The following is a 25,743-nucleotide window of genomic DNA, read 5'->3' as shown; positions in this document are numbered from 1 at the left end:
CTGGGACTGGCTCTGCGACTGGGACTGAGAGCCTGCGGAGTTGTCGTCTGTCATCGCGTCTCGTTGGGTCATCACGCCACCTGCCAGGGGTTGGACCACTGCGTGCCCGGGGCCTGCTGCCGCGACGGCTGCCGGACGAAGTGGGCGGACTGAATGGCGTCGTTGAGCTGGAAGAGCTCGTCGCGGACGCCGGAGAGGGCCATGCCGAGTGCCGCCCGGTCTTCGGTGAGCTCGGCGAGATCAAGCTCGCTCAGGCGCTGGTTGACCAGGGCCGCCTGGGTGACCAGCGCCGGATCGCCGATGAGCGCGAAGCCTTCGACGAGCCGGTCGAGCTGGTAGCCCACCGACCGCGGGTTCTGGCGGTCGGCGAGCAGCAGGTCGAGCGTCGACTCCACCTGGTCGGACGGCCCCGTGCCCATCGCCGTGCGCCGACGGTGGGTGAGGGTCGAGTCGCCGACGCGCAGGACCGCCTCAGTGATGAGGCTCTCCACGTTGGGTGCCAGGTCGGCGGCCAACGCGATGCGCAGCAGGTTGGTCGTGGACTGCGCCCGCTCAAGTCGGACGCCGACGTTCACGAACGCCCACGTCGCGTCGCGCACCATGCCGTGCGCGGCGATGCCGGCGAGCGCCAGCAGCCGCTCGAGGACGCGCTCGAGGCGGGGCTGCAACTGGTCTTCGTCGGGCGGGATGTCTTCGATCACCCGCTCCAGGGACGCCAGCACCGCCCAGGTGTCGCCCGACACGATCTCGCGCACCTGCTGGGCCGCGTGGACCAGGCGGCGCGAGCACGTCGCGATCGTTCCGCGCCGGTCGGGGTCGAGGACGGCGTTGCGCAGGTACTCGACCGCGGACTCGTCGGGGAGGCGCGGGCCGACGAGCGTGAGGGCGTCCAGGGCCGAGAAGACGCCCTGCATCGCCCGCTCGCCCGGCGTCCCGGCCCGGGAGCCGTGGTCCTCGGCGAGATCGTCGGCGACCATCAGCAGACGCGTGGTCGACTCGGTGCGTTCGCAGTAGCGGCCGAACCAGAACAGGTTGTCGGCGACGCGCGGGGTGAGGGCCGGGTCGTGGCCGCCGCGCGGGGCGACGCTCGTACGCTCGTCGGCGGTCGGCAGCGTCAGCCAGGGCCGGTTCGCCGGGTCGGTGGAGGAGAGGATCCAGACGTCCTTGGCGATCGCGCCGTGGAACATCGTGACCGGGAAGTCCTCCCGGCCGTCCGACACGCGGCCCAGGCCGCCCGGCAGGACCTCGTAATTGCCGCGGTGGTGGACGCCGAACGTGCGCAGCACGAACGGGCGGGCCTCCAACCCGTGGCGGGTCACGGTCGGGGCCGTCGACGTCTGGACCGCGTGCTGCCCGACCCACGCCCACGGCTCGGCCTCGATGCGGCGGCGGTACTCGTCGAGGGTCGCCCGGTCGAGGCTCCACCCGGCGACGGCCTGCCCGACCCCGCGCGAGATCGGCTTGATGACCAGGGAGTCCAGGTTCGCCAGCACGTGGCTGCGGGAGGCATCGTCGCCACACCACCACGTCTGCGCGGAGGGCAGCAGCGGGTCCTCACCGAGGAGCGCGTGCGAGAGCTGCGGCATGTAGGCGTGCAGCGCCGGGTTCTCCAGCAGCCCCGAGCCGATCGGGTTCGCGAGGGCGACGTGCCCGTTGCGATTCGCTTCGACCAGCCCCGGCAGACCGAGCTGGGAATCGCCGCGCAGATCGAGCGGGTCGGCGAACAGCTCGTCGACCCGGCGGAGGATCACGTCGACCTGGTCGAAGCGGTCGCGCGTGCGTAGCCATACGCGGCCTTCGCGCATGACGAGGTCGTCGGCCTCCACCAGGGGGAAGCCGAGCAGGGACGCCGAGAACGCCTGGTCGTAGGCCGTTTCGCAGTTCGAGCCGGGCGTCAGGACGACGACGTGCGGTGTGTCGTCCTTCCACGGCGCTGCGGCGTGGGTCGCCGCCGTGACGGTGTCGAAGAACGGACGCAGCCTCGCCAGGTCGGTCGCCCGGTGCAGCCGGGGGAGCGCCTTCGTGACGATGCGTCGCGTCGCCATGGCGTAGCCGGCCCCCGACGGGGCCTGGGTGCGGTCGGAGAGAACCACCCAGTTGCCGTCGCGGTCGCGGGCCAGGTCGGTGGCGGTCTGCACGAGCCGCCGCCACTCGGGCCGGATGCCGTGCGCGGGCCGGATGAAGCCCTCGTGCCCGAGCACCAACGACGCGGGCAGGATGCCGTCGTGGATCAGCCGCCGCGGCCCGTACAGGTCGTCGAAGACCTGGTGCAGCAGCACGGCGCGCTGGGCCAGCCCGGCCTCCATGCGCGCCCACTCCTCGCCGGTGAGCATCACCGGCAGCGGGTCGATGAGCCACGGGTCGCCCGGCTCGTCGGGGCCGTGGCTGCCGTAGGTGATGCCGTCGTCGTCGGTGAAGCGCTCGACGTCGCGCAGCGCGGTGAGCAGGCGCGTCAACCCACCGGCGCGGAGGGCGTCGGCCAGTGGCTCACTACCGGGGCGGACACCCTCGGGGGTCACGAACTCGTCGACACCGCCCGAGGACTCGGTGAGCGCGCGGTAGTCGTCGACGAACTCATCGAGGAGTTCGCTTTCGGCAGCGGTCATGGATTCGAGCCTACGACCTCACTGGTGCCGTTCCACAACCGACCCAGGCGTGAAACGCCGCAGATCAAGGGTGTACGGGTACTCGTTGGGGTCGTTGGCGATCACCGAGGCGGGGTCGGCCCACCCCGTCGTGTCGATCGTTCCGCCGGTCATGCCGATCGGCTGGAAGCGGGACGACCGCCGCGACTCCGCCTCCACGGCGTTCACCGGGTAGGTGTCGTAGCTGCGGCCGCCCGGGTGGACGACGTGGTAGGTGAAGCCGCCGAGCGACAAACCGTTCCAGGTGTCGACCAGGTCGAAGGTGAGCGGGCTGTGGACGCCCATCGTCGGGTGCAGCGACGACGGCGGCGCCCAGGCGCGGTACCGGACGCCCGCCACCTGGAAGTCGGGCCGGCACTGCCGCATCGGCAGCGGGACGCCGTTGCACGTGATGCGGTGCCGCCCCTCGATCAGACCCCGAGCGAGCACCTGGACGCGCTCGACCGACGAATCGACGTACCGCGCCGTGCCCGACGAGGTCGCCTCCTCGCCCAGCACGTGCCACGGCTCGGCCGCCTGCCGGAGCTCGATGTCGACGCCGTCGATGTTCACCTCACCGAGGCGGGGGAACCGGAACTCCAGGAACGGCGCGAGCCACGCGTCGTCGAAGCGGAGGTCGCCCGACTTCTCCAGGAAGCGGTTGGCGTCGGCCACCACGTCCTCCAGATCCTCGGCCGCGAACTCGGGCAGCAGGAAGCGGTCGTGCAGCCGCGTCCCCCAGCGCACCAGGTCGTGGGCGTACGGCTCGTCCCAGAACCGGGCGACGAGCGTCCGGACCAGGAGCGCCTGCACGAGGGCCATCTGCGCGTGGGGCGGCATCTCGAACCCGCGCATCTCCAGCAGGCCGAGGCGTCCGCGCTGGGAGTCGGGGGAGTACAGCTTGTCGATGCAGAACTCCGCGCGGTGGGTGTTGCCCGTGAGGTCGGTCAGCAGGTGACGCAGCAGGCGATCGACCTGCCAGGGGCGCACGTCGTCGCCGAGCCGCTCGAGTTCGCTGAACGCGATCTCGAGCTCGTACAGCGTCTCGAATCGGCCTTCGTCGATGCGCGGCGCCTGCGACGTCGGGCCGATGAACCGGCCCGAGAACACGTACGACAACGCCGGATGATGCTGCCAGTACGTGATGAGCGAGCGCAGCAGGTCGGGACGCCGCAGCATCGGCGAGTCTTCCGGCGTCGCACCGCCGAGCGTGAAGTGGTTGCCGCCGCCGGTGCCTGTGTGCGTGCCGTCGATGTCGAACTTTTCCGTGCCGAGGCGCGACTGCCGGGCGTCCTCGTACAGCGAGAGGGTCAGGTTGCGCTGCTCCTGCCACGACGACGTCGGCTGCGTGTTGACCTCGATGACGCCCGGATCGGGCGTCACCGACAGCGTCTTGGTGCGCAGATCGAAGGGCAGCGGGTAGCCCTCGAGGATCACCGGCAGCTCCACGATGGACGCCGCCTCCTCGACGGCCGCGACGAGCGCCAGCGCGTCCTCGAGGTGGGTGAGCGGAGGCAGGAAGATGTAGAGGTGCCCCTCGCGCTCCTCGACGCACAGGGCGTGCCGCGGGGCGTCCTCGATGTCGAGCACCGTGGCGGGCCCCGTGGGGGACTCGGGCAGCTCGGGCAGCGGGGCGAGCAACTCGTACGGCGAGCGTTCCGGCTCGTAGGGGGGCTCGGCGAACGCCAGCGACGACAGCGGGAGGCGCAGCCCCATCGGCGAGTCGCCCGGGGTGAGGAACAGGTACTTGCGCCGCGTCCGCCACTGCGTGGTGCCCCAGTGCTCTTCGTCCTCGGTGCGGAAGATCGGGACGACCCAGCCGACCGGGGCGGTCCGCGACGACTCGTCGAACGCGTCGACGAGCTGCTTGCGGCGCTCGGGCGTGTCTTCGGAGGGCTCCGCGTCCACCGTCGGACGGGCGTCGCCCTCGGGCGAGCGGGCCTCGTTGAGCGCGTCGTTGAGCGCGTCCTCGTAGGCGGGCTGGGTGAAGGACGCCGGGACGCCGAGCTTCGCCCCGATGTAGAGCGCCAGATCGCGCGCGGCGAGTTGGGCCTCCTCGGAGCCCGGGGCGACCACCGGATCGTCCCACGGGTGGCCCGACAGATCGGGCTCGCCCCAGATCGGGACGCCGTCCTTGCGCCAGGTGATCGCGATCTGCCAGCGGGGGAGCGGCTCCCCGGGGTACCACTTGCCCTGACCGTGGTGCACCACGCCGCCGGGCGCCCAGCGCTCGGTGAGGCGCCGCGCCAGGACGCGGGCGAGCTTGCGCTTGTCGGGCCCGTCGGCCGCGCCCTCCCACTGCGGTGTCGACGTGTCGTCGGACGACACGAAGGTGGGCTCGCCGCCCATCGTCAGCCGGACGTCCCCCGCTGCCAGCAGCTCGTCGACGTGATCGCCGAGCGCGTTCGCGGCGTCCCACTGCTCGTCGGTGTAAGGCAGGGTGACCCGCGGATCCTCGTGGACACGACGCACCTGGTTCGAGAACGACATCTGGACGCCCACGGGCGCGGTCGCGCCCGTGATGGGCGCGGCGGACGCCGGCTCGGGCGTCGCGGAGAGCGGGATGTGACCCTCGCCGGCGAAGAGGCCGGACGTGGCGTCCAGCCCGATCCAGCCAGCGCCGGGGATGTAGACCTCGGCCCAGGCGTGCAGATCCGTGAAGTCCTGCTCGGGCCCTGACGGACCGTCCAGCGACTCGACGTCGGACGACAACTGCACCAGGTAGCCGGAGACGAACCGGGCGGCGAGCCCCAGCTTGCGCAGGACGGCGACCAGCAGCCACGCCGAGTCGCGGCAGGAGCCGATCGCGCGCTCGAGCGTCACGTCGGGCGTCTGGACGCCCGCCTCCATCCGCACGGTGTACGCGACATCGCGGTTCACCGCGGCGTTGAGCGCCACGAGGAAATCGACGATGCGCATGCCCTCCTCGGGGACGGACACGTTGCGCTCGATCCAGCCGTCCACGAGCGCCGACTCGACCGTGTCGAGGTAGGGCGCCAGGTCGTGGGCCAGAGTGTCGGGGTAGGTGAACGGGTAGTTCTCCGCGTACTCCTCGACGAAAAAGTCGAACGGGTTGATCACCGTCATGTCGGCGACGAGGTCGACGGTGATGTCGAGCTCCTTCACCGGATCGGGGAAGACGAGCCGGGCGAGGTAGTTGCCGAACGGATCCTGCTGCCAGTTGATGAAGTGGTCGCGGGGGCTGACCGTCAGCGAATAGGAGGGGATCGGCGTCCGCGAATGGGGTGCGGGACGCAGCCGGACGGTGTGCGGGAAGACCTTCACCGGCTCGTCGAACGTGTATGTGGTGCGGTGCTCCAGCGCTACTCGGATCGTCACAACCGCGCAATCTACCGGGGTGGTCTCACCCGCCGACAGCCGCCGGTGTTCCGCTTGGGTTACAGGTCCGCAGGCGATGGTGAATGCGGATACTCTCTGAGGGCTCGACGAAAGGTGCTCCGATGTCCGTCTTCACTGCCGTCCAGGCCGCTCCGGCCGACCCCATTCTTGGTTTGACTGAGGCTTTCGTTGCCGACAAGAACCCTCAGAAGGTCAACCTCGGCGTCGGGGTGTACCAGGACGAGAACGGCAAGCTTCCGCTGCTGGGTTGCGTCCGATTGGCGGAACAGCGACTGAGTGAGGATCCCAAGCCTCGCGGCTACCTCCCGATCCACGGCCTCGCGCTGTACGACGACGACGTGAAGTTCCTCGTCTTCGGCGAGGGCAGCGAGGCGGTGGCGTCCGGGAGGGTCATCACGGCGCAGGCGCTCGGTGGCACGGGCGCGCTGAAGATCGGCGCCGACTTCCTGCACACGCTCACCCCCGACGCGCAGGTGCTCGTCTCTGACCCGAGCTGGGAGAACCACCAGGCGCTGTTCACGCGCGCCGGCTTCAACGTGGCGAAGTACCGCTACTACGACGCCGAGGCACGCGGGATCGACGTCGGGGGCATGCTCGCCGATCTGCAGGCGGCCACGCCCGGCACGATCGTCGTGCTGCACGCCTGCTGCCACAACCCGACCGGCTACGACCTCACCCCCGAGCAGTGGGATCGGGTGATCGAGACGATCAAGGAGGGCGGCCTCATCCCGTTCCTCGACATGGCGTACCAGGGCTTCGGCTACGGGCTGGACGAGGACGGCGCGGTCGTCCGGAAGTTCGCCGAGCAGGTGGGCTCGTTCCTCGTCTCCACGTCGTTCAGCAAGAGCTTCGGCCTCTACGGCGAGCGGGTCGGCGGTCTGTCGCTGGTCTGCACCGACGCGGAGGAGGCCCAGCGGGTCCTCTCGCAGGTCAAGGTGACGATCCGCACCAACTACTCCAACCCGCCCACTCATGGCGCGGCGATCGTGACGACCGTGCTCGCGGATCCGGAGTTGCGGGCGCAGTGGGAGGCCGAACTCGCCGAGATGCGCACCCGCATCAAGGCCATGCGCGCCGCGCTGGTCGAGGGGCTGAAGGCCGCCGGCGTCGAGGACGACATGAGCTTCATCACCGACCAGATCGGTATGTTCAGCTACTCGGGCCTGACGAAGGATCAGATGATCCGCCTGCGCGAGGAGTTCGGCGTCTACGGCACGAACGCCGGCCGCATCTGCGTTGCGGCCCTCAACCAGGGCAACATCGACTACGTCGCCCACGCCATCGCGGAGGTGATGAAGGGCTAGTCCGGCCCTTGGTCAGGTGTGACGAACGCCGGAGGCCCGCGGCTGTGGCCGCGGGCGTCCGGGTTTTCAGGAAAGCCCGAGGAACTCCTCCAGCGTCAGCGTCGCGTTCGGCCCGAACCGGCGCGCGACGTCGGTGCCGACGTAGCGCAGGTGCCAGGGCTCCCACAGGTAGCCGGTCACGGACTCGCGCCCGTTCGGGTAGCGCACGATGAAGCCGTATTCGACGGCGTGCTGCGCGATCCAGGCGGCCTGGGGGGTGCGCTTGAAGGCGTCGCCGCGGTTCCGGCCGTCCCACAAGTCGAACGCGAGGCCGGTCTGATGCTCGCTCGCGCCCGGCTCCGCGTAGTAGGCGCGGGCCTTGGCCGCGCCCTGGGTGCGCATCGCGCGATCGAAGGACGCCTTCTGCGTCGCGTAGCTGCGGTAGCCGCTGCGGATCTTCAGCGGGACGCCGTCGGCCTTCGCGGCGGCCATGAGCCGGTCGGCGGCTGCGCGCACGTCGGGGCGCAGCCCTTGAGGCTGCGAGGCCCACGCCGGCACGTAGCCGGGCCCGAGGCGGTGGTTCTTGTTCACCACGAGGATGCCGTCGACCACGTACGGCCGGTTCAGTTGCGCACCCGCGCGGGTGTCCGCGGGGGCGGGGGACGTTTGCGAGGGCGGCGTCTCGGCCCCCGCGGTCGTCTCGGACGCGGACGCGGTCGCCCGGCTGCTCGGGGTGGGCGCCGCAAGGGACGGCGTCGCCGGCCCTGGAAGGGCCTGGACGGCCGAACAGCCAGTCAGCGTGAGGACGGCGAGCGCGCTGGCCGCCGCCAAGGTCCGGATGTGCATCGGGGCCACTTTAGCCCGGCAGGATTTTGTCCGATCATCCCTGTTCAATTCCTCGCTCCGGCTGCCTACTACGGCTAGTAGTAGGTACAGTGCAGCCATGGCGCAGCAGACCATCGGACCCTCCCCGACGAGCATCCCGCAGGGCGGGCGTCCCTCCGGGCATCCGGGCGGGCACCCGCACGGCCGCGGGGGGCACCCTGGGGGCCATCCCGGTGGGCACCCCGGCGCAGCGCCGTCGCGCCGCCACCTCGACTTCGACAAGGCCCCGTTCATCGCGATCTGGGAGACCACCCAGGCCTGCGACCTGGCCTGCAAGCATTGCCGGGCCATGGCCCAGCCGCTGCGCCATCCGGGGGAGCTGTCGACCGCCGAGGCGAAGGCGATGATGGATCGGCTGCGCGAGTTCGGCCCGATCGTGTTCGTGTTCAGCGGCGGGGACTGCTTCAAGCGGCCCGACATCGTCGAGCTGGTCGAGTACGGCGCGAAGCTCGGGATGCGGATGGGCATCACGCCGGCGACGACGTCCCTGGCGACGAAGGAGTTGCTGCAGCAGCTCAAGGACGTCGGGCTCACCCGCCTCGCCGTCTCGCTCGACGGCAGCAATGCCGCGATCCACGACGAGTTCCGGCAGGTGCAGGGCAGCTTCGACCACGGGCTGCGCATTCTGCGTGAGGCGCAGGAGGTCGGCCTGTCGACGCAGGTCAACACGGTCATCCGCAAGGCCAACATCGACGACATGGACGCGATGACCGAGCTCATGACCACCCTCGGCGTGGTGTTCTGGGAGGTGTTCTTCCTCGTGCCGATGGGCCGCGCGAAGGCCGACGACGTGGCGTCCGCGGAGGAGTTCGAGCAGGTCTTCCACCAGCTTTACGACCTGAGCAAGGTCGCGCCGTTCGACATCAAGGCGACAGCGGCCCCGCAGTACAGCCGCGTCGTGATGCAACGCAAGCGCGCCGAGGTGCGCGCAGGGGCGGACGAGGACGTCGACGAGGTCATGACCCGCGGCATGCACTACAGCCAGTCCGACGGCATCGGGCGCGCCCGCAACGTGAACGACGGCGACGGGTTCATCTTCATCAGCCACACCGGCGACATCTACCCGTCGGGCTTCCTGCCGGTGAACGCGGGCAACATCCGCGAGACCGACATCATCGACATCTACCGCAACGCGCCGGTCTTCCGGGAGCTGCGGGACCGGACGCTTCTGGAGGGCAAGTGCGGCGTCTGCGGCTTCCGGGACGCCTGCGGCGGGTCCCGAGCGCGGGCCTACGCGATGACCGGCGACTACCTCGCGGAGGAGCCGTTCTGCGCCTACGAGCCGGGGCGTCCGCGGGTCTGACCGCAGGCGTCCAGCATCACCGCCCACCGACCGCCCCGGACTCGTCCGGGCGGTCGATCCGTCTCTGGTCAGTTGTTTCAGTTCGCTAACGGCTCTCTCAGGGGCCGTGGTCGAGTTGTGATCCGCCACCCTTCTTTGGGGGGAGGAAGCCACCCGGACGCCGTCCGTAACGTAGCTACGCGGCGCCGGTCGGGCAGACCGGCGCGGCCGCAGGCCCGGGCGTCCTATCGCCCTGATCTGCACAGCACCGCACTGATCTGCACCACGACACTGGAGGACAACATGGCGTACCCCAACGACGCCTCGAGCGACCGCGGTCTGGCCGCCGGGGTCCCGACCGATCGCACGCAGGACGTGAAGGACACCGCCCGCGCCGAGGCGGCCGACGTCAAGAACACCGCCCAGCAGGCCGGCGGTGACGTCGTTGCATCGGCCAAGGAGCAGGCTGGCAACGTCGTCGACGAGGCGAAGTACCAAGGCCAGCGGCTGCTCGACCAGGGCGTCTCCGAACTGCGCTCGCAGGCGTCCAGCGGGCAGGAGAAGATCGCCGGCATCGTCCGGTCGCTCACGGACGAGCTGTCCGAGATGGTGCGCTCGTCGAACACCGACGGGCCCGTCGCGAAGTTCGCCTCGAACGCCGAGGGCGTCGGCGACCGCGCGGCCCGCTGGCTGGAAAGCAACGATCCCCAGGGGATCCTCGATGATGTCCGGCGGTTCGCGGCGAGGCGTCCGTGGGCGTTCATGGCGATTTCGGCCGGGGTCGGCCTGCTCGGTTCGCGCCTCGTGCGTGGGCTGCAGGGGGCGTCTCAGGACGAGAAGCAGCTCACCGGCGGCGCCGGCTATGGCGCATCCGGACGCCCCGGCTACGCGCAGGCCGACACCGCGCGCGACGCCGGCTATCCGGCCGGCGCCGGCTACGTGCAGGACGCCACGTACGATCGCGACACCCCGTATGGCCAGGGCACCGGGTTCGGCCAGGGCGCCGACGGCGTCCGGAGCGAGGTGTCCGGGCCGGCGGAGCGCAAGCTCTCCGGCGAGCGGGACACCTCCGAGCCGACGGTGGGTGGCGACGCCTACCCGACCGAGGGCACCGGCACGAACGAGGGCCGCGCGGTCATCGACCCGACCGGCCGGACGAACCTGACGGGGGGCGCCGATGACCTCCGCTGACGACGACCGGACGGCCTGGACGGCGGGGGCGTCCAAGGCGCCGGATGTGGAGGACGCCGTCGTTCACGACGAGGCGGACGCCAGCTACGCCCGCTACCGAGCCGAGGACCGCTCGCTGGGCGAGATCGCCTCGGACCTGATGGGCAACGCGTCGACGCTCGTCCGGCAGGAGATCGAACTCGCGAAGGCCGAGGCGCAACAGTCGGCGTCCCGGGCGGGGAAGGGCGTCGGACTGCTGGCCGGCGCCGGCGTGGCCGCGCTGATGATGCTGATCGCCCTGACGCTCGCGCTGTGGTGGGCGCTGTCCGTGGCGCTCGGCACGCGGATGGACCCGTCGTACGGCTGGGGCGGCGTCCTGACGGGCGTCGTGTGGGCCGTGATCGCCGCCATCCTCGCCGCCGCGGGGAGGAGCGCGCTGAAGAAGATCCGGGGTCTGGAGCAGACCCAGGAGACCGTCACCAAGATTCCGAACGCCGCGACCGGCAACGAGGAGAAGAACCGATGAGCAACCCCGACGAGATTCGCCGCGACATCGAGCGGACCCGCACCGATCTGTCCGACAACGTGAACGCACTGTCCGACTCGACGCATCCGGGCAACATCGCGCGGAGCCAGGTCGACAAGGCGAAGAGCCGCGCCCGCGGGCTTCGCGAGCGCGTCTTCGGCTCCGACGACGACTACGACGACCGCACGTTCTTCGCGGGCGACCAGGGCCACGTGTCCGGCAGCAAACTCGACGACGCGCGACAGAACGTCGCCGAGGCTCCCGCCCGGCTCAAGCGGACCGCGCGCGGCAACCCGATCGCCGCCGGCCTCGTGGCGCTCGGCGTCGGCGCGCTCATCGGTGGGCTGTTGCCCGCGTCGCGCGTCGAGGAGGACGCTGCGGCCGACCTGCGCGACCGGGCCGAACCGTTGACCGACGAGGTCAAGCAGATGGCGACCGAGGCGAAGGAGCACCTGCAGCCCGCCGCGCAGGAGGCCGCCGATTCGGTCAAGGAGACCGCGCAGCAGGCCGGCGAGCAGGTGAAGTCGGACGCCACCCAGGCGAAGGACGACGTCACCGACCAGGCCCGCAGCTCGGCCGAGAACGTGCGGGCCGAGGCCAAGGACGCCCAGCAGGGCTGAGCGCCTGACAGCGAGCCCACGGGGCTCCGACGACGGTTCGGCCGAGAGGTCGAGGCGACGCCGGGGCCCCGTGGGCGTCCGTGCGTCTGTTGTAGCGCTCAGTGGCGCAGGACGGCCTTCGCCAACGGCAGCACGACCCGCAGGGGCGTGAGGCGCGCGAGGCGCGCCATGGCCGCGTTGAGGCGTCCGTCGATGACGACGGGCCGGCCCTGGTCGAGGGCGCGGTAGGCGGAGGCGACGACGTCGTCGGGCGTCCGTCGGCTGCTCATCGCCGTCGACGCGCCGGCGGCCTCGAAGAAGCCGGTCTCGGTCGGCCCGGGGCACACGGCGAGCACCCGGACGCCGTCGCGGCGCACCTCGTCCCACAAGGCCTGCGACAGGCTGAGCACGAACGACTTGGTCGCCGCGTAGACCGCCATACCCGGGATCGGCTGGAACGCCGCCGTGGACGCGATGTTGATGATCGTGCCGCGGCGGGCGTCCAGCATCGCGGGGAGAACGGCGCGCGTGAGGTGCGTGAGCGCCGCGCAGTTGACCTCGACCTGGCCGAGGAGGCGGTCGGCGTCCGTGTCGCGGGTGTCCGCGATGGACGCGAAGCCCGCGTTGTTGATCAGCGTGCGGACCGTGAGCTCGCGCTCGGCGAGCCGGTCGATCAGGTGCTGACGGGCGTCGTGGTCGGCGAGGTCGAGGGCGAACGTGTCGACCTCCACCCCGTAGCGCCGGCGGAGCTCGCCGGCGAGCTGGTCGAGGACGTCGGTCCGGCGTCCGGTGAGCGCGAGCCGATGCCCCAGGGACGCCTCCCGCCGCGCGAACGCCTGCCCCAGTCCGCCGGTGGCTCCGGTGATGAGCGTGGTGTCGGTCATGGTGGGCAGCCTAGACGCCGGGGTGGTCGTCGTCGGCCACCCGCATTGCGTCAGGCCGACGCACAATTGCGCCGCGAAGGCGAGCTATTCCGCGGTATCCCCCATAGCCAGACGATGTTACGTTCAAAATGCATGGACTCGACAACGGTGTGAAGAGGGGGCGTCATGGATCGGCGGGCGGTGATTCTACGGCATCTCGAAACGGCCTTGAGCGCCTCTGTCGAGGGACTCTCGTTTCGCCTGAATGTCAGCCCGCGAACCGTGGCCTCCGATATCGAGCACCTGAATGCGGCCCTCGGATCGGCCGGCTCGGTGCGGCTGCGGGACGGTCGCTATCGGCTGCTAGTGGTGGACGAGCAGCGCTTCCAGAGCGTCCGGACGTCGCTGCTGACGCAGAATTCCAGCTTCAACGACCTGGATCGGCGCACGAGCTACCTGGCGGCCCGTCTGTTCCGAGCCGATATCCCGCTGCGTGCCGAAGAACTGGCCGCGGCCATGAGCGTCGGCCGCACGACCGTCACGGCTGATCTGGCCCGGCTTCGTGAGCAATTGGCGTCCTACACCCTCGGAATCGAGGGGCGCACCCACGTCGGCCTACGTGCCATCGGCCCGGAGTTGGAGTGGCGTCAGTTCATCCTGCAGCGCGCCTTCGACGCTGCCTATGGCGATTACGGGCTCGACGAGGAAATCGCACTGGACGTCGCCCACACCGGAGACCAGCGCCTCCTGAACCCCGACACGGTCGCGAACGTGTTGCGCTGGTGCACCGTCATGATCGATCGGCACCTCAACGGGCATCATCTCGGGCCGCTGCCGCAGCGCTACGCCGACCTTGCGGGGACGCCTGCGCACGACTTTGCGCGCGAGGTCGCCCAGCGTGTGGGACGCCTTCTCGGGGAGGAGTTTCCTCCAGAGGAGGAGCTGTTCTTGAGCCTGCCCGCGGCAGGCATGCGGACGCCCGGGGACGTACGCGCCCTGGACGGCCTGATCGCCGACGATGACACGAGCGCGCTCGTCACCGAAATTCTCAGCGAAATCGGGCGCGAACTCGACGTCCACATGATGCCGAACGAGTTGCTGCGCGAGTTCGTGCACCACCTCGCGTTCATGCTCAACCGACTGCGATACCGCATCAGGCTGGAGCAGGCCTCGCCGACGGAGATGGGCCAGCGCTACCCGCTGGCACACACGATGGCCACGATCGCCGCGCGCGTGATCGCCCGAGAAACCGGCATCGACGTTGTCGACAGCGAACTCGGCTACATGGCCACCTATTTCCAGGTGTTCCTCGAGGAGTATTCGTCGCACCAGGGGCGCACGCTCAAGATCGCGATCGCCACTGGTTCGGGGCGCGCGTCGGCCCGACTTCTCCAATCGCAGCTCGAACGGGTGTTCCCCCGGGGTACCACCTTCGTGCCGATCGCTCCCAGCGAGTCGGCGGATGACTTCGATGTGGTGATCACGACGGCTGGGCAGCCTGTCGCCACGTCGACCACAACGGTTGAACTGCGTGAGGTCTTCGACGGCGACGAGCTGCTGCGGCAGGTCGAACGTCTTCGCTATTCACCACGCGTACGCACGCTCGGGAGTAGCCCGGCGTCCGTGTTGACGTCGGCACTCGCCGACTGGGGGTTCTTCTCCCTACCGGAGGGGACAGGCTACCCGCAGGCGCTGGACATCATGCTGACATCCCTGGAGGAATCCGGCCGTCTCGAACGCGAGGCCGCTGCGGCCGTGCGTGAGCGCGAGGCCCGCGGGACGATGCGGCTCGACGAATTCGTCGCATTTCCTCATGTGAGTTCGTCAACCATGCACTCGATCTTGTTCGCACTCGGGGTCGTGCCGCACCTTGACGACGAACCCGGCATCCGCGCGGTCTTTCTGATGGTGCTGCCCCACAAGAACGAATTCGACGACACGGTTCTCATCGAGGCCTACGACGACATCATCCGGCTCGCGTCCGACCGGTCGCTGCTCAACCGGCTTTCGCGTCTCCATTCATACGAACAGTTCTTCTACTTCATGGAGAACAACTTCCGTCCCCCCGAGCGCTGAGGAGCCCTCATGTTCTGGACCATCGCCATCGCATTCGCCGTGATCTACGGGCTCAACACGATTCTCGGGCTCCGGCAGATGAAGAACTTCGCATCCGAGTTTCGGGCGCTGCGTATCCGCGGGCGCGTCGCCATCGGGAAAAGGAAAGGCCTCCTGACGGCCGGCGCGATCGTCATGTTTCTCCTCGACGAGGAGGGGTTCATCCGCGACGGACGCCGACTGGCCGGCGTCTCCGTGCTGGCGCGCTTCCGACAGTTCGACGGCTTCAACGGCCAGACGCTCCTCGACGTGGACGCATCCGGTGACCGCCGTTGGACCAAGAGCCTCCGGCAGGCCGTCGACAACGCCCGCGACAACTACCGCATCGTCACCGACGGGGGCACCGCCCCCGAGCCTTTGTCTCCCTTGGCGCAACTCGGCGCCTCGGTCAAGAAGATCCGTCGGCGTCCGGCTGCGGCCTGACCCCGGCGGAGACATCACCACCCACTGTTGAAAGGAGTGATCATGGACATCCTCGTGCACGCCGCGGAATGGTTTGTCGGCCTCTTCCAGGCTGGTGCCGAAACGTTCGTCGGATGGATGGGCAGCATCGTGCCTCTTGTGCTCATGCTGCTGATCGCCATGAACTCGCTGATCCAACTGATCGGCGAAGACAAGATCAACGGGTTTGCGGCCAAGGCCGGCAACAACCCGGTGAGCCGTTACCTGCTGCTGCCGTTCATCGGCTCGTTCATGTTGACGAACCCGATGGTTCATTCGTTGGGGCGCTTCCTGCCCGAGCGTTACAAGCCGAGCTACTTCGCGTCCGCGGGACAGTTCTGCCACACCAGCAACGGCGTGTTCCCGCACATCAACCCCGCCGAGCTCTTCATCTGGTTGGGGATCGCCCAAGGGGTGACGCAGCTCGGGCTGAGCACCGGTCCGCTCGCGATTCGCTACCTGCTGGTGGGCCTCGTGATGAACTTCGTCGCCGGTTGGGTGACCGACTTGACGACGGCCTATGTCAGTAAGCAGCAGGGCGTGACCCTCAGCAAGGTCGCCCACGTGGAGGGGAACAAATGACCGAGTTCCATACCGTCGTTGTTCAGCGGGGCCATGGAGGATTCGGCGGACCCCTGACCCTGACTCCGACACCCGAGAAGAACAAGCTGGTCTACATCGTCGGCGGCGGCATGCGCCCCGAGGTGGTCGACCGGATCGCCGAACTCACCGGGGCCGAGCCCGTCAACGGATTCGCCACGTCGGTGCCCGACGAGGAGATCTTCGCCGTCGTCATCGATTGCGGCGGAACCCTGCGCTGCGGGCTCTACCCGCGCAAGAACATCCCGACCATCAACGTCATGCCGACGGGAAAGACGGGGCCGTTGGCCCAGTACATCCACGAGGGAATCTACGTGTCGGCGGTCGGTGCCGAGCAGGTCGAACTGGCCGACGGGGCTGCGGTGGGCGCGGTGCCAGCCGCGACCCAGGCAACCGACGAGGCCGCCGAACCCGGGCAGGGTGAGACGAAGGCGTCCGTGACGTGGTCAACCGACAAGAAGATCTCCCAGACGATCGCCGCCAAGCGGGACAAGTCCCTTCTGGAGCGGATCGGTCTGGGGGCCGGTCGCGTCGTGTCGGTCTTCTACCAGGCCGGCCGCGACGCAGTGCAAACCATGCTGAACACGATCATCCCGTTCATGGGATTCGTGGCCATGCTCATCGGCATTATCAACGCGTCCGGATTCGGCACGTGGTTTTCGAAGATGCTGACCCCGCTGGCCGGGTCCGGAATCGGACTGATCGTGCTCGGGTTCATTTGCTCGCTGCCGTTCCTCTCCCCGCTGCTCGGGCCCGGCGCGGTCATCGGCCAGATCATCGGGACGCTCATCGGCGTCGAGATCGGCAAGGGCAACATTCATCCCAGCCTCGCTTTGCCCGCTCTGTTCGCGATCAACACCCAGAACGCCTGCGACTTCATCCCGGTCGGCTTGGGTCTGGCAGAGGCACAGCCGGAGACGGTCGAGGTTGGCGTCCCGTCGGTGCTCTACTCCCGGTTCCTCACCGGTGTCCCGCGGGTGGCCGTCGCGTGGCTCGCCAGCATCGGCCTGTACAGCAGCTGACCGAAAGGAAGACAACGCATGACCGAGATCTATCGCACCACCGTCGTCGGGGCTGGTGACGACGCAACAGCATTCCTTCCCGAGGGCATGTTCGTGACGTTCGGCGAGAACGCACCCGCCGCGCTGCGCGACTTCTGCTTCCTCATCGACGTCACCGCCTCCACCGACACGATCGCCGCAGGCCAGCGACTCGTGATCGACGGACGTCCGCTCCCCATCACGGCGGTCGGTGAGGTCGCTCAGCAGAACCTCGATTCGCTGGGGCACGTGACCGTCAACCTGGACGGGGCCTCCGTCCCGAAAATGCACGGGGCGATTCATGTCGATGCCGGCGGGGACATCCCGACGGTGCAGGTCGGCAGCCGCATCGTGATCGAGAAGCCTTGATCCGAGAAAGTGTCGTGGTGGCGCGCCCGCACGGCGTCCACGCGCTCGTGGCTCACGAGCTCGTGACGCTGGCGGCGGGCTTCCACAGCAGCATCTATCTGCGAGCTGGCGGTCAGACCGCCAGCTTGCGGCGGGCCGTGGACGTCCTCGCGCTCGGGTTGCAGCGAGGAAGCGCCGTCGATGTGTGGGCCGACGGTCTCGACGAGGGGGACGCCCTCGCGGCCGTCGTGGCCGCATTGACCCGCACATCCGAGGAATCCGGCGAGGCGCCGGGCAGGAAAGGACAGTCATGAACGAGACGTTGGCGCGTGCGTTGGAGCATGCGGAGACCACGCGAGTGGTGGAGGTGGGTCGTGGGGTGCTGGCGGATGCCGGCCGCACGATCGGGGGCACGTTGTTGGCTGATGGTGGGCCGGTGTTGTTGGTCGCTGATGAGCGGACGTGGGCTGCGGCGGGTGCGGTGGTCGCTGAGCGTCTCCGGGAGGTGGGGGCTGAGGTGGTCGAGCCGATGATTTTTCCGGGGTCGCCGACGTTGTACGCCGCTTACGAGCATTGTGTGGAGATCAAGCAGCGTTTGGTGGCGACGGGCGCGTTGGGGGTTGCGGTCGGGTCGGGCACGTTGAATGACCTGGTGAAGTTGGCCTCGGGGGAGTTGGGGCAGCCGTACGCGGTGGTCGGGACGGCGGCGTCGATGGACGGGTACACGGGTTTTGGGGCGCCGATGACGCGTGACGGTGTGAAGATCACGATGCCGTGCCCGGCACCGTTGGCGGTCGTGTTCGATCTGGATGTGGTCGCGGATGCTCCGGCGCCGATGGCGGCCTCGGGGTATGGGGACCTGTCGGCGAAGTTGCCCGGTGGTGCTGATTGGTTGATCGCGGACGCGGTCGGTGTCGATCCGTTGAATGAGTTGGCGTGGGGGTTGGTGCAGGGGGGTGTGCGGGAGGCGTTGTCGCGGCCGGCGGAGTTGGCGGCGGGTGTTCCGGAGGCGTTTGAGGGGTTGTGCTCGGGGCTTGTCCTGTCGGGGTTGGCGATGCAGGTGGCGCGGGGGACGCGGCCGGCGTCGGGCGCGGAGCATTACTTCAGTCACTTGTGGGAGTTGGATCATCTGGGGGCGGAGTTGGATCCGCCGTTGTCGCATGGGTTCAAGGTGGCGATCGGGACGTTGGCCATGTGCGCGTTTTATGAGCGGTTCTTGGCGCGGGATGTCGCGGGTGTTGATGTGGAGGCGGTGGTGGCGGCGTGGCCGACGTGGAAGGAGATCGCTGCTGATATTCGGGCGACGATGTCGGGCCCGTTGGTGGAGAAGGGGTTGACCGAGACGCGGGAGAAGTATGTGGATGCTGAAGGGCTGCGTCGTCGGGTGGAGCGGCTCGTGGCGGCGTGGCCGTCGTTGAAGGGGGAGTTGGCGGCGCAGGTCGTGCCGGCGAAGGAGCTGCAGGGGATGTTGGCCAGGGCGGGGGCGCCGTCGCGGCCGGAGGACATCGGGTTGACGGCGGCTGCGGTGAAGGCGACGTTCCCGCGGGCGATGTACTACCGGTCGCGGTACACGGTGTTGGACGTGGCCCGCGAGCTGGGCTGGTTCGACGACCTGGTCGAGGAAGTCTTCGCCCCCGGCGGCCTGTGGACCTAACCCTTTGAGCGGATGGGGAACCGCCCCGGTCTCCAGGGCGGTTTTCCCTTCCATACGCCGCCGGCGGTCCGCTCCTCACAGACGCGGGCCGTGCTGGAGCGGGATGTCACGGCGTCCGGGACTGTTCCCCAGCCCCGGCGACCCCGTAGATTGGGCCGGGTCCCCCCACCGCTCGATTCGAGGGATCCCCATGTTCAACAAAGTCCTGGTCGCCAACCGTGGCGAGATCGCCGTCCGGGCGTTCCGCGCGGCCACCGAGTTGGGGGCCCGCACCGTCGCGGTCTACCCCCACGAGGATCGCCTCGCCGAGTACCGCCTCAAGGCCGACGAGTCGTACCTGATCGGCGAGGTCGGCCACCCCGTCCGCGCCTACCTCGACGTCGAGGGCATCGTGAAGGCCACTGTGGCGGCCGGCGCCGACGCGATCTATCCCGGCTACGGGTTTCTCTCGGAGAACCCCGATCTGGCCCGCGCCGCCGCCGAGGCGGGCATCACGTTCGTCGGGCCGTCGGAGCGGGTGCTGCACCTGACGGGCAACAAGGCGCGCGCCATCGCGGCCGCCCGCGAGGCGGGGTTGCCGGTGCTGCGCGGGTCCGAGCCCAGCGACGACGTCGACACCCTGGTCGCCGCGGCCGAGGAGATCGGGTTCCCGGTGTTCGTGAAGGCAGTCTCCGGCGGTGGGGGCCGCGGGATGCGCCGCGTCGACGCGCCGGACCTGCTGCGGCCCGCCGTCGAGGAGGCCCGTCGCGAGGCCGAGTCGGCGTTCGGCGATCCGCGGCTGTACCTGGAGGAGGCGGTGGTCGATCCTCGGCACATCGAGGTGCAGATCCTCGCCGACGGGCAGGGCAACGTCGTCCACCTGTACGAGCGCGACTGCTCGGTGCAGCGCCGGCACCAGAAGGTCGTCGAGCTCGCGCCGGCGCCGAACCTCGACCCCGGGCTGCGCGAGCGCATCTGCGCGGACGCCGTGAAGTTCGCCCGGCACATCCAGTACGAGAACGCCGGCACCGTGGAGTTCCTGCTCGGCAAGGACGGCGAGTACCGGTTCATCGAGATGAACCCCCGCATCCAGGTCGAACACACGGTCACCGAGGAGATCACCGACGTCGACCTGGTCAGCAGCCAGCTGCGCATCGCGTCCGGGGAGTCGCTCGCCGACCTGGGCCTCACCCAGGATTCGATCCACCCGCGCGGGGCCGCCCTGCAGTGCCGCGTCACCACGGAAGACCCGGCGAACGGCTTCCGGCCCGACACGGGCCGGGTCAGCGTCTACCGGACGCCGGGCGGCGCCGGCATCCGCCTCGACGGCGGCACGGTGTTCGCCGGGGCAGAGATCGGCGCGCACTTCGACTCGATGATGGTGAAGCTCACCTGCCGCGGGCGCGACTTCCCGACGGCCGTCCGACGGGCGCGCCGCGCGCTGAGCGAGTTCCGCATCCGCGGGGTCTCGACGAACATCGGGTTCCTGCAAGGCGTCCTGGCCGACCCGGAGTTCCTCGCGGGGCGCGCGACGACGTCCTTCATCGACGAGCGTCCGGAGCTGCTGCACGCGAAGGATCCGGCCGACCGCGCCACCAAGCTGCTCGCCTACCTGGCCGAGACGGCCGTCAACAAGCCGTTCGGCGAGCCCCGGACGCCGATCGTCGCCCGCGAGAAACTGCCGCCCCTCGACCTGAATGCGCCCGTGCCGGACGGCTCCCGCCAGCGCCTGCTCGCGCTCGGCCCGGCCGGCTTCGCGGCCGAGCTGCGCGGGCGGACGTCCGTCGGCGTCACCGACACGACGTTCCGGGACGCCCACCAGTCGCTCCTCGCGACGCGCGTCCGGACGCGCGACCTCATGAACGTCGCACCGCACCTCGCGCGCATGCTGCCCGGCCTGTTCTCGGTCGAGGCGTGGGGCGGGGCGACGTACGACGTGGCGCTGCGGTTCCTGAAAGAGGACCCGTGGGAGCGGCTCGACACGCTGCACGAGCTCATGCCGAACCTGCCGATCCAGATGCTGCTGCGCGGCCGCAACACGGTCGGGTACACCCCGTACCCGCTGGCCGTGACGAACGCGTTCGTCGCGGAGGCGGCTCGCTCCGGCATCGACATCTTCCGGATCTTCGACGCCCTCAACAACGTCGAGCAGATCCGCCCGGCCATTGAGGCCGTCCTCGAAACCGACCACGCCGTCGCCGAGGCTGCGCTGTGTTACACGGGCAACATGACGAGCCCCGGCGAGAAGCTGTACACGCTCGACTACTACCTGCGGCTGGCGGAACAACTCGTCGACGCGGGCGCCCACATCCTCGCGATCAAAGACATGGCGGGGCTGCTGCGCGCCCCGGCGGCCGCGAAACTCGTCGCCTCGCTGCGGCAGAACTTCGACGTGCCGGTGCACCTGCACACCCACGACACGGCCGGCGGGCAGCTCGGCACGCTGCTCGCCGCGATCGACGCGGGGGTGGACGCCGTGGACGTCGCCTCGGCGGCCTGGGCGGGCACGACCTCGCAGGTGTCGATGTCGGCGCTCATCGCGGCGACCGACGACACCGAGCGGAGCACGGGCCTGTCGCTGGATGCCGCGACGTCCCTGGAGCCGTACTTCGAGGCCGTCCGGCTGTTGTACGGACCGTTCGAGTCGGGCCTGCCCGGCCCGACCGGACGCGTCTACGCCCATGAGATCCCCGGCGGCCAGTTGTCGAACCTGCGGCAGCAGGCCATCGCGCTCGGGCTGGGGGAGCGGTTCGAGGCGATCGAAGACATGTACACGGCCGCCAACCGCATCCTGGGCAACATCGTGAAGGTCACGCCGAGCTCGAAGGTGGTGGGCGACCTCGCGCTCGCGCTCGTCGGGCAGGGCATCGACCCGGACGCCTTCGAGGCCGACCCGCAGCGCTACGACATCCCGGATTCGGTGATCGGGTTCTTGAACGGCGACCTGGGCGACCCGCCCGGCGGCTGGCCGGAGCCCTTCCGGACGAAGGCGCTCGCCGGACGCCGCACGCGTCCGGTGGTCACCGAACTCGCCGACGAGGACGCCGCCGCCCTCGGCAGCGACCCCCGGGCCACGCTGAACCGGCTGCTGTTCCCCGGCCCGACCAAGGACTTCGAGGAGGCGTCCGAGGAGTACTCCGACCTGTCGGTGCTGACCACGCGGCAGTTCCTGCACGGGCTGGAGCTCGGCGTCGAGCACGAGGTGCCGATCGAGCGCGGCAAGACCCTGCTGGTGAACCTGCAGGCGATCGGGGAGCCCGACGAGCGCGGGTTCCGGAGCGTCATGGCCACTATCAACGGCCAGATGCGTCAGGTGGCGGTCCGCGACCACGCGATCGAGTCGACCGTAGCCACGCGCGAGCGCGCGGACGCCTCGGTGGCCGGCCAGGTCGCCGCCCCGTTCGCCGGCGTGGTGACGCTCGTGGTCGAGCAGGGCCAGGAGGTGGCGGCCGGCGAGCAGGTCGCGACCATCGAGGCCATGAAGATGGAGGCCGCCATCACGACCCCCGTCGGCGGGACTGTCCAGCGCCTCGCCATCGGACACGCCCAGGCCGTCGAGGGCGGCGATCTGTTGGTGGTGGTCGAGTAGCCCCGTGGGGCGTTTCTACCTGACGTTCTCCACACCCTGAGGTGGGTTTTGTCACACAGGCGGTGGGACGCCGCTGCCCCTCTGGGTCGCGACCTCGCGCCGCATCCCCCTACGGGCCGACGAAGTGCTCCACCAAAACGGCCCGAGGAGGGGCGTCCTCCCTTGTCACCAGTGGCAGGCTGGGGGCGTGAGCACTCCTGCACCCCGCCCGGACGCCCGCCTCGCCCGGCGTCCTCCCGATCGGCGGTCGGCCGCGGTCATCCTGGCGACTGCCCTCGTGGTCTGCCTCGGCCTGGCCATCTGGCTGACGCACGGCGCGGAGGAGGTCCTCGAATCGGTCAGCCAGGGCAACGGCATCGCGCTGTGGGATCGGCCGGTGCTCACCTGGGCCGAATCCGTCCGGACGCCGACGCTGAACGGGGTCATCGCCTGGTACTCCAACACCGGCGGGCCACTGTGGCAGCCGATCGTGAGCGTGATCGTCGTCGCGTTCCTGTGCTGGCGCTGGCGGGACGCGACGCCCTTCGTCCTCACCGCCGTCGCCGCGGGCGGCGCCCTGGCGATCACGTACTTCGGGAAGCGGGCGGTGGGACGCGTCCGGCCGCCGCTGGCCGAGGCGATCCCGCCGTACGAGTATTCGCCGAGCTTCCCGTCCGGGCACACGTTGAACGCGACGGTGATCGCGGGGATTCTGTGTTACCTGATCCTGCGGCACACGAAACCGTACGGGTGGGGCGTGCGGCTGTTCTGGGTCGCGTTCTTCGGGCTGTATGCCCTGACGATGGGGCTGACGCGCGTCTACCTCGGGCACCACTGGCTGACCGACGTATTCGCGGGGTGGCTGCTCGGCTTCGCGTGGGTCGCCGTGGTGATCGCGCTGCACCGCATCTGGCGGGCCGTCCGGCATCGCGAGGAGGGGCGTCCGATCGAAGAAGAGCGCGCGGCACCGGCCCTGCGACCGGGGCCGGCGTCCGGGTGAGGGACGTGCCTGTGGGCGTTTCTACCTGACGTTCTCCACCCTGGGAGGTGGGAAACGTCAGGTAGAAACGCCACACGGGGTGTGTGACGAAATCCACCTCAGACGGTGGATTACGTCAGGTAGAAACGCCCACGGGCTCGCGGAGAGCCTCCTCGATCTCCTCGAGGGTCTGTGTGGACGTCTCCGGAAGGAACCGCTGCGCCAGCACCATCGCGACGACGTTGATCACGGCGAACGCCGCGAAGACCGGGCCCAGCCCGACGGTGCCGAGCAGAATGGGGAAGCTGAAGCTGATCAGCGTGTTCGTCACCCAGTTGCCCAGCACCGAGAACCCGACGCCGAGCCCGCGGATGCGTAGCGGGAAGATCTCCGACAGCATCACCCACGTCACCGGCGACACAGACCCCTGCTGCCCGACCAGGAACACCAACATCAGCGCGAGCACGAGCCACGTCGCGCCCGTGCCTTGCGTCACGACCGACAGGACGCCGATCCCGGCCAGCGACGCCACGATCAGGCAATGGCCGAGCAGCAGCAGGCGCTTGCGCGCGAGGACTCCGACCAGCACGAGTCCCAGCAGGGACGCCAGCACGCTCACGACGCCGTTCGCGATCGTGGCGGTGAGCGCCGCGTTCGTCCCGAGCCCCGTGGACGCCAGGATCGTCGGCGCGTAATACATGATCGCGTTCACGCCGGTGATCTGCTGGATCAGCGACAGCGAGAAGCCCATCACCACGATCTTCAAAACCCACGGACGCCGCAGCTCGGCCAGTTTGGCGCTCCCGGCCGCGCGCTCCGCGCGCAGGGTCGCGCGGACGGCGTCCAACTGGTGCTCGACGTCGTCGGTCTGCAGGCGCAGCAGGACGTGCCGAGCCTCGGGTTCGCGTCCGCGCGCGACGTACCAGCGCGGCGAATCGGGCATGGCGCGCATGCCGATCCAGAGGGCGACCGCCGGGAGTGACGCCAGCGCCAGCATCAGCCGCCACGACGCCGCGTGATGGGTCAGCTCCGCGATGGCCGCGTTCGAGGTGTAGGCGAGCAGTTGCCCCGTCACGATCATCACCTGGTCGATGGCGACGATCGACCCGCGGCGGTCGGCGGGGGCCATCTCGGCCAGGTAGATCGGGACGGTCGCGGACGCTCCGCCGACCGCCAGGCCCAGCACGAACCGCATTGCGACGAGCACCGTCAGGTCGGGGGCGAACGCGGTGCCCAGCGCGCCGACCAGGAAAAGCGCCGCGAGCCACAGCAGCATGGTGCGGCGTCCGAGGCGGTCGGCGAGGCCGCCGACGATGAGCGCGCCGATCGCTGCGCCGGCCGGCAATGCGGACGTGACCAGGCCTTCTTCGGCGTCGGTCAGGCCGAGGCCGCCGGCGTCCGTTGGGTGTTTGAGGAAGGGCAGCGCGCCCGAGATGACGCCGGTGTCGAAGCCGAACAGCAGCCCGCCGAGCGTGGCGATGAGGGCCACCACGCGCACGGGCAGCGGACGGACCCGCTCGTCGCTCGGGCTCTCAGTGTTCATGGACGCCTCCAGCGGCCAGGGCCCCACGTTGGGCCGCCGGGGCGACTGTACGTCGTCCGGACGCCCCCGGGGAGATCGCTCCACCCGTGGACGCCGGGAGAGGTTTCGGTGAGACGCTTCTGCCGTTCTGAGTCCAGGGACGCCGCACCGGCGGCGTCATCTCGGGGTGTGTGACAAAACCCACACCCGAGTGTGGACAACGTCAGGTAGAAACGCTCCGTTAGGCTCGGAGAGACCTGCAGGACGACCAAGGGAGCAGCATGAGCGAGAACATCGAGGACGAGGCCGAAGGCCCCGTCGGCATCACCGACCACGAACTGGTCGCGTTGGTCGACATGGGCCCCACCGACGGGGGCCGCCGGGCCCTCGACGCGATCGGCATCCTCCCGATGCTGGACGACGAACCGTCCCTGCGGGCGGGGTACGCCACGCTGCTCGTCCGCGACCTGGCGGGCATCGAGGGCGAGCTCATCGTCGCGCAGCACTTCGCGAACGCGGTGGCGGCGATCATGGGGGAGTGCACCGAGGTCGTCCGGCTGGTGATCACGAAGGATTCCGAGCCGGCGGTCCGCACGGTGTTCATCACGGCCCCCGAGGGTGCGTTCCTGCTCGACATGACCGAGTTCGGCGTCCACGCGGCGCAGCCGCTCGAACCGGGGCAGGACATCCTGGCGCTCATCTTCGACGTGGTGTCGGGCATGGCGTCCAGCGAGGCCATCCCGCTGCCCTTCGTCGTGGAGGTCGCCAAATTCACGGAGGCCGGCACCCGCAAGGTTGCCCTCACCGCAGACCTGACGGCCTGGTCGATGCGGGCGGGCGGGATGCCGGCCACCGGTTCTCCCGAGTCGGTCTGGGGAACTGCTCGGGCGTTACTCGGCTGACAA

The 25,743-nt window shown here is 69.6% G+C and carries 20 protein-coding genes; 15 read left to right on the top strand and 5 right to left on the bottom strand.

All coding sequences use genetic code 11. From position 1 onward, the window contains the following. Positions 1–71: 71 nt before the first annotated feature. Complete coding sequence (locus WMJ97_RS05015) at positions 72–2,606, bottom strand: circularly permuted type 2 ATP-grasp protein (RefSeq protein WP_347347875.1); 2,535 nt, start codon at positions 2,604–2,606, stop codon at positions 72–74. A gap of 18 nt (positions 2,607–2,624) precedes the next feature. Continuing rightward, positions 2,625–5,963, bottom strand: coding sequence for a transglutaminase family protein (locus WMJ97_RS05010; protein WP_347347874.1), 3,339 nt, complete (start codon positions 5,961–5,963; stop codon positions 2,625–2,627). Between the two features lie 122 nt (positions 5,964–6,085). Here WMJ97_RS05010 and WMJ97_RS05005 point away from each other — a divergent pair, with 122 nt between their 5' ends. After that, positions 6,086–7,288, top strand: a complete 1,203-nt coding sequence (locus WMJ97_RS05005) for an amino acid aminotransferase (protein ID WP_347347873.1) — start codon at positions 6,086–6,088, stop codon at positions 7,286–7,288. A 66-nt stretch (positions 7,289–7,354) separates the two neighbouring features. Here the strand turns inward: WMJ97_RS05005 and WMJ97_RS05000 are convergent, their stop codons facing one another. Beyond that, the gene (locus tag WMJ97_RS05000; RefSeq protein WP_347347872.1) at positions 7,355–8,113 is read right to left on the bottom strand and encodes a D-alanyl-D-alanine carboxypeptidase family protein; all 759 of its coding nucleotides are present in this window, start codon (positions 8,111–8,113) and stop codon (positions 7,355–7,357) included. Positions 8,114–8,210: 97 nt separating this feature from the next. Between WMJ97_RS05000 and WMJ97_RS04995 the strand changes: the two genes are divergently transcribed. From WMJ97_RS04995 to WMJ97_RS04980, 4 genes are all read left to right on the top strand, one after another. Beyond that, positions 8,211–9,455: a TIGR04053 family radical SAM/SPASM domain-containing protein gene (locus tag WMJ97_RS04995; RefSeq protein WP_347347871.1), complete on the top strand. Its 1,245-nt coding sequence runs from the start codon at positions 8,211–8,213 to the stop codon at positions 9,453–9,455. 282 nt (positions 9,456–9,737) lie between these two features. Beyond that, entirely contained in the window at positions 9,738–10,625 is an 888-nt protein-coding gene (locus tag WMJ97_RS04990) for a hypothetical protein (RefSeq protein WP_347347870.1), read from the top strand. Further along, positions 10,612–11,130 carry a phage holin family protein gene (locus tag WMJ97_RS04985; protein WP_347347869.1) on the top strand — a complete coding sequence of 173 codons (519 nt, stop codon included), beginning with the start codon at positions 10,612–10,614 and terminating at the stop codon, positions 11,128–11,130. Before WMJ97_RS04990 ends, WMJ97_RS04985 begins: the two co-directional genes overlap by 14 nt. Beyond that, positions 11,127–11,750 carry a DUF3618 domain-containing protein gene (locus WMJ97_RS04980; protein WP_347347868.1) on the top strand — a complete coding sequence of 208 codons (624 nt, stop codon included), beginning with the start codon at positions 11,127–11,129 and terminating at the stop codon, positions 11,748–11,750. The genes WMJ97_RS04985 and WMJ97_RS04980 overlap by 4 nt, the downstream gene beginning before the upstream one ends. A 98-nt stretch (positions 11,751–11,848) precedes the next feature. On the opposite strand, the gene WMJ97_RS04975 is transcribed toward WMJ97_RS04980, so the two are convergent. After that, positions 11,849–12,613: an SDR family oxidoreductase gene (locus tag WMJ97_RS04975; RefSeq protein ID WP_347347867.1), complete on the bottom strand. Its 765-nt coding sequence runs from the start codon at positions 12,611–12,613 to the stop codon at positions 11,849–11,851. Positions 12,614–12,778: 165 nt separating this feature from the next. Here WMJ97_RS04975 and WMJ97_RS04970 point away from each other — a divergent pair, with 165 nt between their 5' ends. The 9 genes from WMJ97_RS04970 to WMJ97_RS04930 all read left to right on the top strand — a co-directional run bounded on the left by WMJ97_RS04970 (position 12,779) and on the right by WMJ97_RS04930 (position 23,337). Continuing rightward, positions 12,779–14,668: a PRD domain-containing protein gene (locus WMJ97_RS04970; RefSeq protein ID WP_347347866.1), complete on the top strand. Its 1,890-nt coding sequence runs from the start codon at positions 12,779–12,781 to the stop codon at positions 14,666–14,668. Positions 14,669–14,677: 9 nt separating this feature from the next. Then, positions 14,678–15,130: a transcriptional regulator GutM gene (locus WMJ97_RS04965; RefSeq protein ID WP_347347865.1), complete on the top strand. Its 453-nt coding sequence runs from the start codon at positions 14,678–14,680 to the stop codon at positions 15,128–15,130. Positions 15,131–15,172: 42 nt separating this feature from the next. Next, positions 15,173–15,730, top strand: coding sequence for a PTS glucitol/sorbitol transporter subunit IIC (locus WMJ97_RS04960; protein WP_347347864.1), 558 nt, complete (start codon positions 15,173–15,175; stop codon positions 15,728–15,730). After that, positions 15,727–16,770, top strand: coding sequence for a glucitol/sorbitol-specific PTS transporter subunit IIBC (locus WMJ97_RS04955; RefSeq protein WP_347347863.1), 1,044 nt, complete (start codon positions 15,727–15,729; stop codon positions 16,768–16,770). The genes WMJ97_RS04960 and WMJ97_RS04955 overlap by 4 nt, the downstream gene beginning before the upstream one ends. A gap of 18 nt (positions 16,771–16,788) precedes the next feature. Continuing rightward, positions 16,789–17,157: a PTS glucitol/sorbitol transporter subunit IIA gene (locus tag WMJ97_RS04950; RefSeq protein WP_347347862.1), complete on the top strand. Its 369-nt coding sequence runs from the start codon at positions 16,789–16,791 to the stop codon at positions 17,155–17,157. A 14-nt stretch (positions 17,158–17,171) separates the two neighbouring features. Next, positions 17,172–17,450, top strand: a complete 279-nt coding sequence (locus WMJ97_RS04945; RefSeq protein WP_347347861.1) for an HPr family phosphocarrier protein — start codon at positions 17,172–17,174, stop codon at positions 17,448–17,450. Beyond that, positions 17,447–18,790 (top strand): sn-glycerol-1-phosphate dehydrogenase, encoded by a 1,344-nt coding sequence (locus WMJ97_RS04940; RefSeq protein WP_347347860.1) that lies wholly within the window; start codon positions 17,447–17,449, stop codon positions 18,788–18,790. Before WMJ97_RS04945 ends, WMJ97_RS04940 begins: the two co-directional genes overlap by 4 nt. A 190-nt stretch (positions 18,791–18,980) precedes the next feature. Next, positions 18,981–22,358: a pyruvate carboxylase gene (locus tag WMJ97_RS04935; protein WP_347347859.1), complete on the top strand. Its 3,378-nt coding sequence runs from the start codon at positions 18,981–18,983 to the stop codon at positions 22,356–22,358. Positions 22,359–22,545: 187 nt separating this feature from the next. After that, the gene (locus tag WMJ97_RS04930; RefSeq protein ID WP_347347858.1) at positions 22,546–23,337 is read left to right on the top strand and encodes a phosphatase PAP2 family protein; all 792 of its coding nucleotides are present in this window, start codon (positions 22,546–22,548) and stop codon (positions 23,335–23,337) included. Between the two features lie 115 nt (positions 23,338–23,452). Here WMJ97_RS04930 and WMJ97_RS04925 read toward each other — a convergent pair whose 3' ends face one another. Next, on the bottom strand, positions 23,453–24,859 hold the full coding sequence (locus WMJ97_RS04925; RefSeq protein ID WP_347347857.1) for a sugar porter family MFS transporter: 1,407 nt from the start codon (positions 24,857–24,859) through the stop codon (positions 23,453–23,455). Positions 24,860–25,119: 260 nt separating this feature from the next. Here WMJ97_RS04925 and WMJ97_RS04920 point away from each other — a divergent pair, with 260 nt between their 5' ends. Beyond that, positions 25,120–25,740: a hypothetical protein gene (locus WMJ97_RS04920; RefSeq protein ID WP_347347856.1), complete on the top strand. Its 621-nt coding sequence runs from the start codon at positions 25,120–25,122 to the stop codon at positions 25,738–25,740. Positions 25,741–25,743 lie beyond the last annotated feature (3 nt).

The organism is Nigerium sp., assembly GCF_039811905.1.
In the GTDB taxonomy this organism is placed as follows: Bacteria; Actinomycetota; Actinomycetes; order Propionibacteriales; family Propionibacteriaceae; genus Propioniciclava.
This window is presented reverse-complemented; position numbering and strand designations above follow the sequence as displayed.